13 protein-coding genes are annotated in these 14,463 nt (G+C 74.3%); 4 read left to right on the top strand and 9 right to left on the bottom strand.

Annotated features, from left to right (window positions below; all coding sequences use genetic code 11):
* Positions 1-11: 11 nt before the first annotated feature.
* Positions 12-806 carry an alpha/beta hydrolase gene (locus OG286_RS28320; RefSeq protein ID WP_396319407.1) on the top strand — a complete coding sequence of 265 codons (795 nt, stop codon included), beginning with the start codon at positions 12-14 and terminating at the stop codon, positions 804-806.
* A 10-nt stretch (positions 807-816) separates the two neighbouring features.
* Positions 817-1,533, top strand: a complete 717-nt coding sequence (locus OG286_RS28315; protein ID WP_396319408.1) for a hypothetical protein — start codon at positions 817-819, stop codon at positions 1,531-1,533.
* 24 nt (positions 1,534-1,557) lie between these two features.
* Here the strand turns inward: OG286_RS28315 and OG286_RS28310 are convergent, their stop codons facing one another.
* The 5 genes from OG286_RS28310 to OG286_RS28290 all read right to left on the bottom strand — a co-directional run bounded on the left by OG286_RS28310 (position 1,558) and on the right by OG286_RS28290 (position 5,757).
* On the bottom strand, positions 1,558-2,316 hold the full coding sequence (locus tag OG286_RS28310; protein ID WP_396319409.1) for an endonuclease/exonuclease/phosphatase family protein: 759 nt from the start codon (positions 2,314-2,316) through the stop codon (positions 1,558-1,560).
* 202 nt (positions 2,317-2,518) lie between these two features.
* Positions 2,519-3,463: an ROK family glucokinase gene (locus OG286_RS28305; protein WP_396319410.1), complete on the bottom strand. Its 945-nt coding sequence runs from the start codon at positions 3,461-3,463 to the stop codon at positions 2,519-2,521.
* Between the two features lie 192 nt (positions 3,464-3,655).
* Positions 3,656-4,015, bottom strand: coding sequence for a DUF5304 family protein (locus OG286_RS28300; RefSeq protein WP_396319411.1), 360 nt, complete (start codon positions 4,013-4,015; stop codon positions 3,656-3,658).
* Between the two features lie 109 nt (positions 4,016-4,124).
* Entirely contained in the window at positions 4,125-5,297 is a 1,173-nt protein-coding gene (locus OG286_RS28295) for an ArsA family ATPase (RefSeq protein ID WP_396319412.1), read from the bottom strand.
* A 25-nt stretch (positions 5,298-5,322) separates the two neighbouring features.
* Positions 5,323-5,757 carry an SRPBCC family protein gene (locus OG286_RS28290; RefSeq protein ID WP_396319413.1) on the bottom strand — a complete coding sequence of 145 codons (435 nt, stop codon included), beginning with the start codon at positions 5,755-5,757 and terminating at the stop codon, positions 5,323-5,325.
* A 332-nt stretch (positions 5,758-6,089) separates the two neighbouring features.
* Between OG286_RS28290 and OG286_RS28285 the strand changes: the two genes are divergently transcribed.
* Positions 6,090-7,883, top strand: coding sequence for an AMP-dependent synthetase/ligase (locus OG286_RS28285; protein WP_396319414.1), 1,794 nt, complete (start codon positions 6,090-6,092; stop codon positions 7,881-7,883).
* Positions 7,884-7,933: 50 nt separating this feature from the next.
* Here OG286_RS28285 and OG286_RS28280 read toward each other — a convergent pair whose 3' ends face one another.
* Positions 7,934-9,070: a glycosyltransferase family 4 protein gene (locus OG286_RS28280; protein ID WP_396319415.1), complete on the bottom strand. Its 1,137-nt coding sequence runs from the start codon at positions 9,068-9,070 to the stop codon at positions 7,934-7,936.
* Positions 9,071-9,315: 245 nt separating this feature from the next.
* Between OG286_RS28280 and OG286_RS28275 the strand changes: the two genes are divergently transcribed.
* Positions 9,316-10,728 (top strand): glycosyltransferase 87 family protein, encoded by a 1,413-nt coding sequence (locus OG286_RS28275; RefSeq protein WP_396319416.1) that lies wholly within the window; start codon positions 9,316-9,318, stop codon positions 10,726-10,728.
* Between the two features lie 101 nt (positions 10,729-10,829).
* Here the strand turns inward: OG286_RS28275 and OG286_RS28270 are convergent, their stop codons facing one another.
* The 3 genes from OG286_RS28270 to OG286_RS28260 all read right to left on the bottom strand — a co-directional run bounded on the left by OG286_RS28270 (position 10,830) and on the right by OG286_RS28260 (position 14,455).
* On the bottom strand, positions 10,830-11,891 hold the full coding sequence (locus OG286_RS28270) for a hypothetical protein (protein WP_405365858.1): 1,062 nt from the start codon (positions 11,889-11,891) through the stop codon (positions 10,830-10,832).
* Positions 11,892-12,025: 134 nt separating this feature from the next.
* A complete protein-coding gene (locus tag OG286_RS28265; protein ID WP_396319418.1) occupies positions 12,026-13,090 on the bottom strand; it encodes an NlpC/P60 family protein in 1,065 nt (354 codons plus the stop codon).
* A 225-nt stretch (positions 13,091-13,315) separates the two neighbouring features.
* Positions 13,316-14,455, bottom strand: coding sequence for an NlpC/P60 family protein (locus tag OG286_RS28260; protein ID WP_396319419.1), 1,140 nt, complete (start codon positions 14,453-14,455; stop codon positions 13,316-13,318).
* Between the last annotated feature and the right edge of the window lie 8 nt (positions 14,456-14,463).

Raw genomic sequence — 14,463 nt, 5'->3', positions numbered from 1 at the left:
AGGAGCCCGCCATGCCGCTGCTGCCCGGTGCCGAACCGTACCGCCACCGGGGCGGACCGGTGGGTGTGCTGCTCTGCCACGGCTTCACCGGCTCGCCGCAGTCGCTGCGCCCGTGGGCCGAGGAGCTGGCCGCGGCCGGGTACACCGTCGCACTGCCGCTGCTGCCCGGGCACGGCACCCGCTGGCAGGACATGCAGGTGACCCGTTGGGAGGACTGGTACGCCGAGGTCGAGCGGGAGTTGCTGGCGCTGTCCGCCGAGTGCGAGCAGGTCTTCGTCTTCGCCCTGTCGATGGGCTCCTCGCTGGCGCTGCGGCTGGCCGCCGTGCACGGGCCGGCCGTCTCGGGGCTGGTGCTGGTCAACCCGTCGGTGCGTTCCGACAACCCCGCAAGTGTGCTGCTTCCGGTGCTGCGTCACCTGGTGCCCAGCCTGCCCGGGATCGCCAACGACATCGCCCGCCCGGGCTCGGCCGAGCTCGGCTACGACCGGACGCCGCTGCACGCGGCCTGGTCGCTGACCAGGCTCTGGAAGGACGTCCAGGGCCGGCTGCCGCAGGTGACCCAGCCGGTGCTGCTCTTCCACAGTCCGCAGGACCACGTCGTCTCGGCGGCCAACTCGGAACTGGTGCTGGCCCGGATATCCTCGACCGACGTGACGGAGCGGTTGTGCCAGCGCAGCTACCACGTCGCGACGCTGGACCACGACGCGGCGGAAATATTCACGGCCAGCCAGGACTTCATCCGACGGCTGGCTCCCGCACACGCGGCGGGCGTCACCCGGGTCGAATCCGACGATCACCAAGGCTGAAGGGCCGGAAGTGCACGAGAGCAGCACGGCGGGCGGCGAGGACGAGGCGCCCCGCGAGGACGCGGAGAACGAGAAGGCCGACGCCGCCGAGGGCGCCGACGGCGGTAAGGACACCGGCGCGAACCGTGGCCCGGGCACCGGTGCGGACGCCGGCAAGGGCGCCACCGGCGCCGCCGAGCCGCCCCGGGTGCGGCGCGCGCCCGAACGCAGCCAGGCCGAACAGGACGAGATCTTCGCCGCGCTGGTCGCCCAGTTCGACGACCCCGTCGACCTCAACAACCCGAACTGGCCGGAGATCGAGGACCTCAGGGCGCGCGGCGAGCTGAAGGGCGGTTTCAAGGACGCCACCGAGCGCCGCACCGACCCGGACGACCTCTCCGACCTGGCGCCGCAGCCCCGCCCCCGCTCCACCAGGCCCGTGATGCCGGCCGCCGCCTCCGGCCCGCGCGACTTCGAGCTGGCCGAGGAGACGGACGAGGGCCACTTCGTCCCGCCGGAGCCGCCGCCGCTGCCCGCCGCCGACGTCACCGCCAAGTTCGCGTGGCTGGCCGTGCTCGGCGGCCCGGCGCTGCTGCTGTTCGACGCGGTGGTCTGGCGCGAGGTCTCCGGCTGGCCGGCCTGGGTCGGGGTGACGGCCTTCCTGGGCGGCTTCGTCACCCTGGTGGTCCGGATGAAGGAGCGCGACGAGGACGAGCCCGAGGACCCGCACGGCGGTGCGGTCGTCTGACTCCCGGCCGGCCCCGTCCGCCGTTCAGCCGACCGGCAGTTCCAGGACGGCGAGCACCGGGAGATGGTCGGTGGCGGCCCGCAGGTCGGCCTCGGTGACGCCGGGCAGGCCGTGCGGGACGCCGCAGGCCAGGACGCGTACGCCGGGGGTGGCGAAGACGGCGTCGATCCGCTGGTAGGGGTTCTCCGGGACGGACGTGAACTCGCCGCCCCAGGGCGCGACCACATGGCCGTCCTGGAGCCGCCCGGCCAGCAGCCGCCAGCCGGGGCCGTCCGGGTGTTCGTTGAAGTCGCCTGCCACCACGCCGAGTTCGGCGTGCCTCAGCTGGTCGAGCAGCAGCTCGAACTGCCCGTACCGCTCCGCCCGGTCCAGGCTCAGGTGGCAGGCGGTGACGGAGAACGGCACCGAGCCGGCCACCCTGACCACGGCGCCGGCGAAGCCGCGGGCGTGCAGGCCGCGGGTCTTGGGCAGCAGCCGGTCGTGGACGCCGAGCACGTCCACCCCCAGCCGGCCGAGCAGCAGCGGTCCGGCGGCGGTCCGGCCGCCGCCGGACAGGACGACCGTGCCGGTCTGCCGGGCGAGCCACGCCGCCTGGCCCTCCGGCCGCCAGTAGCGCGGCGACTCCTGGACGCAGACCACGTCCGGTCCGCAGGCCCGGATCACCCGGACCAGGGCGTGCCGGTCGTCGCGCAGCGAGCGGACGTTGTAGCTGAGCAGTCGCAGCCGCCCCGGCCCGGGCGGCGGCAGCTCGGCCGGGCCGGCGCTCGTCGGTTCACTCGTCATGGCGGTCCTCCCCTGGCGTCCGGTGGTGATCCGTTGACGACCGTACGGCAGCGGGGCGGCCCGGCAGCGGGAGAACACGAAGGCAGGGGAACGCGGGGACAGCGCTCTGGGGAACGCGAGGGCGGGGGAACACGCGCCGGCGGCGGCACGGCCGTGGCCCGGAGGCCGTGGCCGCGCCGCCGCCGGCGCGCGCGTGGTGGGGTCAGACGGTGCGGGCCAGGTCGGCCGCGCCGGAGATGCCGGCGGCCGACCCCATCGAGGCGAGCACCACCTCGGCGCGCGGGCGGTGCACCCCGCCGGTCAGGTAGTACTCGAAGGCCTTGGCGACCGGGTCGAGCAGCAGCCGGCCGGAGTCGGAGACGCCGCCGCCGAGCACGAAGACGCCCGGGTCGAAGAGCGCGGCGAGGTCGGCCATGCCCCGGCCCAGCCAGTCGGCCAGCTCGGCGTAGCACTCCAGGGCGAGCGGGTCGCCCTCCTCGGCGGCCTGGGTGATGTGGATGCCGCGGATGGTCTCGGCGACGCCGTCGTTGAGCTCCAGCATCCGCTTGCCGTGGATCGGGTCGGCGGCGGCCTTCTCGCGGCCGTAGCGGCGCAGCGCCCGGCCCGAGCCGTACTGCTCCCAGCAGCCCCTGCCGCCGCAGCCGCAGGCCAAGCCGTCGGGGACCATGTTGAGGTGGCCGATCTCGCCGGCCACGCCGAACCGGCCGCGGTGCATCCGGCCGTCCAGGACGAGGCCGCCGCCGATGCCGGTGCCGACGGTGATCAGCACCATGTCGTCGTGCCCGGCGGCCGCGCCGAAGCGGTACTCGGCCCAGGCAGCGCAGTTGGCGTCGTTCTCGACCACGGTGTCCAGGCCGGTGAGCTCCTCGATCCGGGTGCGCAGCGGCTCGTCCTCCCAGTCGATGTTGGGGGCGAAGATCACCGTCGAGCGGCCGCGGTCGACGAAGCCGGGGGCACCGACGCCGGCCGCGACCACGTCGGGGTACTGCTCCTTGAGCTCGCGCACGGCCTGCGCGATGGCGTCGACCGCCCACTGCGGGTCGGCCGGGGTGGGCACCCTGGTCCGGGCCAGGATCTCGCCCGCCTCGTTGACCACGCCTGCCGCGATCTTGGTCCCGCCGACGTCGACGCCGATGGTCAGAGCCATGTGTCCCTCAGCTATTCACTCGTTCCCGCTGGACGGAACGGTACCGCCCAACCCTGCCCCCGTATACACCGTCGCATACATTAACCGAAGACAATCGACGGCCAAGCTCGCCGATCCCCTTCAAAAGTCGTACATTCTTACCCGCACCGTCGCAGCGAGCAGCCACTTGGTGACTCTTTCGGGATCAGGGCTTCACAGCTTGTCGGACGGCCCGTCAGGCGTGTCGAGATCGATCCGCTCGCTGCGGGCGCCCTCGCCGGCAGTCCAGCGGTGCTCGTGACCGGCCACGGCGGCCCGGTAGGCGGCCAGCAGCTCGCCGCCGGCCGCGGCCAGCCCGCTGCCCGCTGCGGCCAGGTGCTCGTACACGTCGGGCTGCTTCTCGCGCAGGCGGTCGGCGAGGCCGGCCAGCGAGATCAGGGTCTCGGCACCGGTCTCCTGGGCCTTCTGGCCGACGGCGCCGGCGAACCGGCGGACCTCGTCCACCAGCGGGCCCAGCTCCGGGCCGAAGGGGTGCTCGGCGGCCTGCTCGGTGCGGTCGTCGGCGGTGGTCATCGCGGGCGTCTCCTCGGCTCCGGCCGCGCCTGCGGCCACTGGCCCCGACGCTACCGGACCGGGCCCGCACCCCCGGGGCCGCTCGGAAGCCCCTGGCCACCCGGGAGTCTCAGCCGCGCGGCCAGACCGCTGGGTCCGGCGCGAAGCGGACGGCGAGCGCCCCGTCGTGCAGGCCGGCGCCCGCGACGGTGCAGCGGCGCAGCGCCGAGGGCAGGGTGAGGACGCGCCGGTGGGCGCCGAGGCCGACCACCAGCTCGTCGCCGCGTCGCACCAGGTCCAGATCGGCCCGGTCGGCGCCGGGCAGGGCGAGGTGCCAGACCAGCAGGCCGTCCTCGGCCAGCCGGTCCTCGACCGGCCACGGCTCGGGGGCGAGCGGCGCCGGGCCGGGCCCGGCCCCGTAGAGACGGTCGGCGACGGCCTCCAGGGTGACCTCGGCGAGGCCTGTGACCAGCACCGGCACGTCGTCGGCGGCGGCCAGGGCGGCCAGCTCCTCCTGCCGGCGGCGGGCCAGCCCGGCCAGCCACGGGTCGGGCGAGTCGGCGGCGCCGTCCGGCAGTGCGCCGTGCACCACGACGGCGTCCGGCCGGTGCCCGTGCAGGGCCAGCCCGGCCCGGATCCGGCGCAGTTCCTCGTACGGGTGTCCGTCCGCGGCGGTGACCAGACGGACGCTGGTGCCGGGCGCGGTGATCGCGGCGCGGGCCTCGGCGAGCGCGGCGGCCGCCTTGGTCCGGGTCTCGTAAAGCCAGTCGGCGGGCATCGGGACCCCGGCGAGGCCGGCCAGCAGCGGGCGCAGCGCCCGGGCGGCCTGGCGTTGCTCGGGGACGAGCCGGGCCAGGTAGCGCTCCAGCTGCTCGGGCAGGGCGAGCGTGCCGATCAGTTCGGCGGGCGGCGGGGCGAGCACCACCAGGACGTCCGCGTCGGCGGCGGGCAGGGCGCGCAGCAGGGCGAGCCGGGCGGTGCCGGGGAGAGCGGTGAGCTCCTCGGGGTCGAGCGGCTCGGCGCCGAGCAGGTCGAGGGCGGGCTTGAGCCGGCCGCCGATCTCGCCGAGGGCGTGCCGGAAGGCGGCCTGCTCGTCGGCCCGGGCCACGGTCAACCCGGGCGCGTAGGCGGCGGGTTCGGCCTCCAGCCGGCTGCCCAGGACGGTGTCCAGGGCGCGGTGCGGGTCGTCGGCGGCCAGCAGCAGGGTGCGGTGACCCTGCCGGGCGGCGTGCAGGGCGGTGGCGGCGGCCACCATGGGCGCCGCAGCGTCGCCGCTGACCAGGATGGTGCGTGTGGCCGTCATGCCGTGCTGCCCCGCTTTCCGGGCGTCAGCCCTCGACGCGCTTCTTCAGGCCGGCCAGCGCCCGGTCGATGATGACCTTCTCGGCCTTGCGCTTGATCATGCCGAGCATCGGGATCTTGACGTCGACGGCGAGCTGGTAGGTGACCTCGGTCCGGCCGCCGTCGAGCGGGGCGAGCGCGTAGGAGCCGTCCAGCGAGCGGAGCATCTGGCTGCGCACCAGCGTCCAGCTGACCTCGCGGTCGTCGTCCCAGGTGTAGGCGAGGACGTGCTCGTCGCGGATGGCGCCGGCGTCGAGCAGCAGGCGCACCTGGGCGGCGCGGCCGTTCTCGGCGTTCTCCAGTACCTCGATCTCCTTGACCTCGCCGGTCCAGGCCGGGTAGGCGGCGAAGTCGGCGATCACGGCCATGACCGTCGCCGGGGTCGCGTCGATGGTGATGCTCGACCTGGTGTGCTCCGCCATGGAATGGCCCTCCGCGTCGTCCCTTGCTGCCGGCCCGGCCGAGCCTGCTCGGTCGGGTGCGCCCGGAGCAGGCTATCGCGCCCGGGGGCGCCCTCCGGTCCAGGGCCCGGTGGCCTGCCGCGCCGCCGGGGCCCGGGCTCCGGCGGCGCCGCAGGCTACCGGTCGGTCACCCCGGGGCTGCCGTAGGGTGCCATTCGAACGACCCGGTCACGGCCTGGTCGGACCGGGTAAAGGTGTGACACTTCGAACACCGGAGCCGACCCCCCTGGTCGAAGCTGCCTACCGGGCAGTAACGTCCTGCCGTCCCGCAGCGTCGCGAACGAGGAGCAGTCTTGCTCGACTTCAGCCTTCCGGCCCTCTACCAGGTACCGAGCGGCGGTAACCTCTCCGACCTCGTGCACCAGAACGCCGAGCGGCACCCGAACGTCGCGGTGCTCAGTCGTAAGGTGGACGGCCAGTGGCAGGAGTTGACCGCCACCCAGTTCCTGGTCGAGGTGCACGCCGCGGCCAAGGGCCTGATCGCCGCGGGCATCGAGCCCGGCGACCGGGTGGGCATCATGTCCCGCACCCGGTACGAGTGGACGCTGCTGGACTTCGCGATCTGGTCGGCCGGCGCGATCACCGTGCCGGTGTACGAGACGTCCTCCGCCGAGCAGGTCGAGTGGATCCTCGGCGACTCCGGCGCGGTGGCGGTCCTCACCGAGACCGACCGGCATGCCGAGGTGGTCGAGCAGGTCCGCGAGCGCCTGCCGGAGCTGAAGCACACCTGGCAGATCGAGGCCGGCGCCCTGGCCGCGCTGGCCGAGGCCGGGCAGCACGTCTCCGACGCCACCATCGACGAGCGCCGCTCGGTGGCGACCTCCGACTCGGTCGCGACCATCGTCTACACCTCGGGTACCACCGGCCGCCCCAAGGGCTGTCAGCTGACCCACGGCAACTTCCTGGCGGAGCTCGGCAACGTGACGGCCCGCATGGAGTCGCTGTTCCGGACCGGCGAGGGCTCCGTCCTGCTGTTCCTCCCCCTCGCGCACGTGCTCGGCCGGATCGCCGAGATCGCCGCCGCGATCGCCCCCATCAAGCTCGGCCACGTCTCGGACATCAAGGACGTCACGGCCGAGCTCGCGTCGTTCCGCCCGACGCTGATCCTGGGCGTGCCCAGAGTCTTCGAGAAGGTCTACAACACCGCCCGTGCCAAGGCCCAGGCCGACGGCAAGGGCAAGATCTTCGACAGGGCCGCCGACACCGCGATCGCGTACAGCCGGGCGCTGGACGGCGGGGGTGCGGGCCTGGGCCTGCGGATCAAGCACGCCGTCTTCGACAAGCTGGTCTACAGCAAGCTGCGCGCCGCCCTCGGCGGCCGGGCCACCCACGCGATCTCCGGCGGCGCCCCGCTCGGCGAGCGCCTCGGCCACTTCTACCGGGGCATCGGCTTCACCGTCCTGGAGGGCTACGGCCTGACCGAGACCTGCGCGGCCACCGCCTTCAACCCGCACGACAAGCCGAAGATCGGCACCGTCGGCCAGCCGCTGCCCGGCTCGGCCGTGCGGATCGCCGAGGACGGCGAGGTGCTGCTGAAGGGCCCGCAGATCTTCACCGGCTACTGGAACAACCCGCAGGCCACCGCGGACGCCCTGCAGGACGGCTGGTTCGCCACCGGCGACATCGGCTCGCTGGACGACGAGGGCTACCTGACCATCACCGGCCGGAAGAAGGAGATCATCGTCACCGCGGGCGGCAAGAACGTCGCCCCTGCGGTGATCGAGGACCGGATCCGGGCGCACGCGCTGATCGGCGAGGTGATGGTGGTCGGCGACCGCAAGCCGTTCATCGGCTGCCTGGTCACCGTCGACGAGGACTTCTTCCCCAAGTGGAAGGAGCTGAACGGCAAGCCGGCCACCGCCACGGTCGCCGAGCTGCGCGAGGACGCCGACCTGCTGGCCGCCCTCCAGGCCGCGGTGGACGACGGCAACGCGGCCGTGTCGCACGCCGAGGCGGTCAAGAAGTTCCGCCTGCTGGACACCGTCTTCTCCGAGGAGAGCGGGCACCTGACGCCCTCCCTCAAGCTCAAGCGCAACGTCGTGCTGAAGGACTTCGCGGCCGACGTCGAGGCCATCTACCAGCGCTGAGGCCACACGCCGAAGGGCCCCCGCCTCGGCAGGGGCCCTTCGGCGTGCGCTCAGCCCGCCAGCAGCGAGGTGAGCCGGCCGGCCAGCAGGTCCCACCGCCAGGACCGGTCCACCCAGCGCCGGCCGGCCTCGCCGAGGCGTCGGCGCAGCTCCTCGTCGTTCAGCAGCCGGACGATCCGCTCGGCCGCCGCGGCCGGCGAGCCGCCCGGCACCACGTAGCCGGTCTCGCCCTCCAGCACCGCGTCCGGCGCACCGCCGGAGTCCCCGGCCACCACCGGCAGGCCGGTCGCCGAGGCTTCCAGGTAGACGATGCCCAGGCCCTCGACGTCCAGCCCGCCCCGGCGGGTGCGGCAGGGCATCGCGAAGACGTCCCCGGCGCCGTAGTGCGCGGGCAGCTCCTCCCACGGCACCGACCCGGTGAAGCGCACCGAGGCGCGGACGCCCCGGGCGTCGGCGAGCTTCTCGAGGTCCGCCCGGTACGGGCCGTCGCCGACGATCAGCAGCACGGCGTCCGGCACGTCCGCGAGGATCTGCGGCATGGCCTCGATCAGGGTGTCCTGGCCCTTGCGCGGCACCAGCCGGGAGACGCAGACCACCACCGGCCGGTCCGCCAGGCCGAGCCGGCGGCGCAGCTCGGCGCCGCCCGACTCCGGGTGGAAGGTCTGCTCGTCCACGCCCGGCGGCAGCTGCACCATCCGCGCGGCCGCCTCCGGGCCGACCGCACCGGCGATCCGGGAGCGGGTGTACTCGCCGAGGTAGGTCATGGTGTCGGTGCCCGCGCCGATCCGGCGCAGCAGCTGCCGCGCCGCCGGGAGCTGGGCCCAGGCGGCCTCGTGCCCGTGCGTCATGCCGAGCAGCCGGCCGGCCCCGGCACGGCGCAGCGCGGGCGCCATCAGCCCGAGCGGGGCGGCCGCGCCGAACCAGACGGAGTCGCACTTCTCGGCCCGGAGGATCTCGGCGGCCCGCCGGGTGACCCGCGGTGTGGGAACCATCACCTTCGTCCGGTCGCGGATCACCGGGAACGGCTGCTCGGCGTCGAACCGGGCGGCCTCGCTGCCGTCGCGCCAGGTCGAGGCGTACACCACGATGCTCCCGGCGGGCTGACGGACAGCCATGTTGTGGACGAAGGCCTGGATACCGCCGGGTCGCGGCGGGAAGTCGTTGGTGACGATCAAGGTCTTGTGCATCAGGCCACGGCTCGCTCGGTCGGGGGGTGCTCGGTGTACCGCTGGGTGATCCGTACGATAGGTCAACACCATGACCCGCCGGGAACGGAACCGTGCACGGCAACCGTTTCACCCCCGGGTCTGTCCTAGTACCTAGGCAGCCGGTGGGGCCCGCCCGGACGACGGCGCAGTGCCCGACACCGACCGCCCGGGCGTCCGTCTCGCGACGCCTCCGGTGGGACGTCCGAGACGAACGAGGGAGCGCAGTGGAGTTGGCCCCGGCCACCGAGTCCGGTAACCCCAGCGGCGCGGACGGCCCCGGCACGGCCCTGGCCGTCCGCCAGGAGCCCGTCCATGCCCCCGCCCGCCCCGCCGGGCGTGCCGGGGCGCTCTGCGCGCTCGGCGGAAGCTGGCTGGCCACCCGGGCACTGCTGCTCCTGCTGGTGACCGGCGTGCTGCGGATGCCCGGCGGGGACGTCACCACCGACGTATGGCTGATCTACCACGGCTGGTACGGCGTCCTGCAGACCGGCACCTTCCCGCTGGACGACGTCACGTGGCAGTACCCGCCCGGCGCCGCCCTGGTGATCATGCTGCCGGGGCTGCTGCCCTGGTCGTACCTGGTCTCCTTCTGGGTGATCTGCGGGATCGCGGACGCCGCCGCGATGGCCCTGCTGGTGCGGACCGGGCTGCGCAGGGGCCGGGCGCTGACCGGCGCCTGGGTCTGGGTGGCCGGAGTCCCGCTGCTCGGCCCGATGATCTACAACCGGTACGACGTCATCGTCACCGCGGTCGCGGTGGCCGGCCTGCTGGCGCTGATCCGCCGCCCGGCGATCGGCGGACTGCTGCTGGGCCTGGGCGGGATCATCAAGATCTGGCCGCTGATCGGCCTGATCGGCACCCCGTCCGGCCGGCGCACCCGCCGCGCCTGGACGGCCGCGGCGGCCACCGCTGTCTCGGTGGGCTTCCTGCTCGCGGCCGGGATGAACGGCGCGTTCGAGTTCCTGACGTTCCAGAAGGACCGTGGCGTCGAGGTGGAGTCGGTGGGCGCGCTTCCGCTGCACTTCGCCCGGATCGCCGGGGCCTGGGACGGCAAGGTGATGATGAACTACGGCTCGGTGGAGATGCTCGGGCCGTGGGTCAACGTGGTCGGCAAGGTGATGATGGCCGGCACCCTGCTGGGCTTCGCCTGGCTGCTGCTCTGGCGCTTCACCGCCAAGCGCCGCAACGCCGCCACCATGTACGACGCGGCGCTGACCGCGCTGCTGATCTTCACCGTGACCAGCCGGGTGATCAGCCCGCAGTACCTGGTCTGGCTGGTCGGCGTGGCGGCGGTCTGCCTGACCGTACGCGGCAGCAGCCAGCGGCCGGTGGCGCTGCTGATCCTGGCCGCGACGCCGCTGACCCTGGTGGAGTTCCCGCTGATGTTCAGCGAGGTGGTCGGCAGCGAGCCGTGGGCGATCACCTGGCTCACCCTGCGCAACCTGCTGCTGGTGGCCGCCACCGTGCTCTCCTGCATCCGGCTCTGGCGCTCCACCCGCGGCCCCGAGCAGCTGCCGCCCACCGTGGTGCTGGCCCGCCCGGAGCCCGCCTCCGCCTACCCGGTGCGACCGGGTATCGCGTACGAGCAGGACCTCCTGGACGGCATCGACCGGCCGACGGCCGGCGAGCGGCGCTAGGTCCCTCCGGCGGCGGACGGGCCCTGGGTCCTGCCCGCGGCGGACGGGCCCTCGGTACCACCCGGTCGATCGCGCGCCCGGCGAGACCGGCGGGACGGCGTCTACCCCTTGAGCCGCCGGACCTCGGCGAGCCAGAGGTCGGTGAACTCGGCCAGCCCGAGGCCCAGTTCGGCCCGGAGCACGCGGTCCATCCACTGTTCCCGGTCATCCCCCCGGCCCGCCGCGCCGACCGCACGGTAGAGGGCGACCAGCCGCTCGGGCCCGTGACGGCGGGCGATCAGCTCACAGGCCAGCCAGGACTGCTCGTAGGCCTGGGCGATGCCGGCGGAGCCGGCGGTGAAGTCCTGGTCGACGGGCAGCGCCGTGGGCAGCCTCCCGGCGGCGACGTCGCGGGCCAGCTCGGGGGCGATCTGCTGCGGGGAGCGGCCCGAGCCCCGGTAGCCCGTCCAGTCGGCGACGCCTTCGGAGAGCCAGAGCGGCGTCCAGGAGCGGGTGTCGGCCCTGGTCGCCACGTGCGTGGCCTCGTGGGTGATCACCACCTGACGGCCGAAGTCGCTGAGCCCGCCGTACGCCTCGGGGTTGACCAGCACCCGGTCGGCCGGAGTGTGCCAGGGCGCGCCGGGCGCCGCGGTGGTGACGGCCGCCATGCCGGTCCAGCCGGCCGGGTCGGCCTCCAGCAGCCGGGCGAACTGTGCCTCGGTGGCGGGCAGTTCCAGCAGCAGCCGGCCCGCCCAGCCGGTGCCCCAGAGCACGCCGACGGCCGGGACGGCGCGGTCGGCCACGGCGGCGAGCCCGGCCGCGTCCGGTCCGCTCGCCAGGCCGAGCACCAAGGTGTGCTCACCACGGGCGGGCGCGACGGTGCCGAGGTCCCAGAACGGCGGCGGGCCCCCGACGCTCTCCTCCCGCTCGACCCGCCAGCCGCCGGGGGTGCGCAGCAGCGCGAGCCGGCGAGGGTACACCACGGGGTACTCGTCGTGCCCGGCCACCCGGACGGCCAGCTCGGCGGTGGCGCTCAGCCGGTCCGGCGCGCCGGCCGGGCCGAGTACAAGGTTGCGGTAGCCCGCCTCGGCCAGCGGCAGCGCGGGCGGCCCGGCGGCCAGGGCCCGGGCGCGTTCGGCCAGCAGTGCCGTCACCTCGGCCTGCTGGTCCGCCGCCGCCCGCACGGGCGCCGCCGGGGCGGCCCCGGGCAGCGAGAGCTGGGCCAGCCCGCCGGCGGCGAGCAGCAGGGCACCGCGCCGGGACAGCGTGCAGCGGCGTGCCCCGGCGGCGGTGGAGGAAGGTCTCGGCCCGGACCGGCTCAGAGCCGGATCACCCCCGCGACGGGCATCGCGTTGACGCTCTCGTACCGGACCTTGGCACCCGGGTACGGGGCATGCACGATCACCCCGCCGCCGGCGTACATGCCGACGTGGTGCATGTCCCGGTAGAAGATCACCAGGTCTCCCGGTCGCGCGTCGGAGATGCTGACCCGCTGACCGGCGTACGCCTGGGCCTGCGAGGTGCGCGGCAGGGTCACTCCGGCCTGCCGCCAGCTCCAGTACATCAGACCGGAACAGTCGAACGCGCGGGGCCCGGTGGATCCGTACACATAGGGCGAGCCGATCATCTTCACGGCGGCGGCCAGCGCGGCGGCGCCGCGTTCGGAGGCGGGCGGGGCGGTGCCCAGGTCGAGCCGGTCGGTGCCGCGGGTGGCGCGCTGCTCGGCCTCGCGGGCGTCCTGGGCGGCCATCCGGGCCCGTTCGCCGGCGCCCAGGCTGTTGAGCAGCTTCTGCGCCTTGGCCAGCCGCTGCTGGATCTGCTGTTTGCTGTCGGCCAGGGCGCGGCGGATCTGGTCCAGCTCGGAGAGCTTGGCGGAGGTCTCGGCGCGGCGCTGGTCGAGCCGGCGCTGACGGGCCACCACCTCGTGCAGCGTCTCGTTCTGCCGCTCGGCCGCCTGGTCCAGACTGCGGGCCCGGGAGAGGTAGCCCTCGGGGTCGGTGGAGAGCATCAGCTGGACGGTCTGCGCCATGCCGCCGCCGCGGTACTCGGCGCCGGCCACGGTGGCGAGGTCGCCGCGCAGCTGGTTGAGCTCGTCCTGGGCGACGGCGACCTGCTGCTGGAGGGTGCCGGTCTCGTGCTGGAGCCGCTGCTGGGCGTCGAGCGCCGCGTTGTGCTTCTCCGAGGCCTGCTCGGCCTCGTCGTAGAGCTGCTCGACCTGCGTCTTGACGTCCGTGCGGCTGGAGGGCGTGTCCGGCGGGCCCGGCGCGGCCTGGGCGGTGCCGTCACCGGCCATGCCGAGCACGGTGGTGGCCGCCGCTGTCAGCACCAGCGCACGGGCGAGCGCGTGCGCTCCTGACAGCGGGGAACGGCGGTGCACGGCCATGCGACGGTGGCTCCAATCCTGCGGCCCGGCCCCGCCGCCGCACCGGGGGCGGGCGGCTCGTGAGCGGGAGTCCGGTGGCAGACGTTAGCGAGTCCGGGCGATCGAGTCCAAACCCCTCCCAACCCAAATATTTGACCCTCAATCGGACATCTGCCCGAGCCGCCGGAAAAGCCGCAGGCCCGGCCTCCCACGAGGGGAGGCCGGGCCTGTCGGGGCCGATGCGGATCAGACGCGCACGATGGCGGAGATCGGCAGCATGGTGGCGGTCTCGTACCGGACCACCGCGCCGGGCTTCGGCGCGTGGATGACCTGGCCGCCGCCCACGTACAGGGCGACGTGGCTGGCGTCGGCACGGTAGATGATCAGGTCGCCGGGCTGGGCGTTGGCGATGTTGGTGCCGACGTTGGTCCCGTAACCGGCCTGCTGCTGCGAGGTGCGCGGCAGCGAGACGCCCGCCTGCGCATAGGCCCAGCCGGTGAGGCCGGAGCAGTCGAAGGAGCTCGGGCCGGTGGCGCCGTAGACGTACGGCGAACCGAGCTTGCTCTCCGCGGCGGCGATCGCGGCGGCGGCGCGCGAGCCGTTGGCGGCCGGCGCGGCGGGCTTGGCGGCGGCCGGCGCCGAGGACGACGCACCGAGGTCGGTGCGGCTGTTGTCGCGGGAGGCGCGGTCGGCGTCGGCCTTGGCCTTCGCCTCGGCCTTGGCGGCGTCCGCCTTGGCCTTCGCCTCGGCGGCGGCCTTCTCCTCGGCCGCGCGCAGCGCCTGGCGCTCCTGCTCGGTCAGCGTGTTGAGCAGGTCCTGGGCCTTGGCCAGCTTGCCCTGGACCTCCTCCTTGGAGGCCTTCAGCTGCTGGGTGGTGGTCTCCAGCTCGCCGAGCTTGGCCTGGGCCTCGTTGCGGTCCTGGTCGAGCTTGCGCTGCTGCTCCTGGAGGTCCTTCAGCGCACCGGACTGGGTGCTGCTGGCCTGGGTCAGCGCACCAGCCTGGTTCAGGAAGTTGTCCGGGCTGGACGAGAGCATCAGCTGGACGGTCGACGATATGCCGCCGTTGCGGTACTGCTCGCCGGCGATCTCGGCGAGGCCGCCCTGGGCCTCGGTCACCGAGGCCTGCTGACGGGCCACCTGGTCCTGGAGCTCGCCGACCTGCTTCTGCAGCTCCTGCTGCTTGGCCTGGGCGCCGTTGTACTTCTCGGTCGCCTGCTCGGCCTGCTCGTTGAGCTGGTCGACCTGCTCCTTGACCTGGTCCTTGGTCGGCGTCGGGTCGGCGTGGGCGCCGGACTGCGCAGAGAGGGCGACGGCAGCGGCGGCGACACCGGTCAGGATCGAGACCCGGGCGCGGCCGGCAGGCTTGGGACGACGATGGGACGCCACGAAGGCGG

This window comes from Kitasatospora sp. NBC_00039 (assembly GCF_045160625.1).
Taxonomy (GTDB): domain Bacteria; phylum Actinomycetota; class Actinomycetes; order Streptomycetales; family Streptomycetaceae; genus Kitasatospora.
Note: the sequence above shows the minus strand (reverse complement) of the source record. Positions and strands in the feature narration are given on the sequence as shown.

What these genes read in the sequence shown, in the direction of transcription:
- OG286_RS28320 (WP_396319407.1), top strand. Translation starts at nt 12, where the DNA reads ATGCCGCTGCTGCCCGGTGCCGAACCGTACCGCCACCGGGGCGGACCG.
- OG286_RS28310 (WP_396319409.1), bottom strand. Translation starts at nt 2,316, where the DNA reads ATGACGAGTGAACCGACGAGCGCCGGCCCGGCCGAGCTGCCGCCGCCC.
- OG286_RS28305 (WP_396319410.1), bottom strand. Translation starts at nt 3,463, where the DNA reads ATGGCTCTGACCATCGGCGTCGACGTCGGCGGGACCAAGATCGCGGCA.
- OG286_RS28300 (WP_396319411.1), bottom strand. Translation starts at nt 4,015, where the DNA reads ATGACCACCGCCGACGACCGCACCGAGCAGGCCGCCGAGCACCCCTTC.
- OG286_RS28295 (WP_396319412.1), bottom strand. Translation starts at nt 5,297, where the DNA reads ATGACGGCCACACGCACCATCCTGGTCAGCGGCGACGCTGCGGCGCCC.
- OG286_RS28290 (WP_396319413.1), bottom strand. Translation starts at nt 5,757, where the DNA reads ATGGCGGAGCACACCAGGTCGAGCATCACCATCGACGCGACCCCGGCG.
- OG286_RS28280 (WP_396319415.1), bottom strand. Translation starts at nt 9,070, where the DNA reads ATGCACAAGACCTTGATCGTCACCAACGACTTCCCGCCGCGACCCGGC.
- OG286_RS28265 (WP_396319418.1), bottom strand. Translation starts at nt 13,090, where the DNA reads ATGGCCGTGCACCGCCGTTCCCCGCTGTCAGGAGCGCACGCGCTCGCC.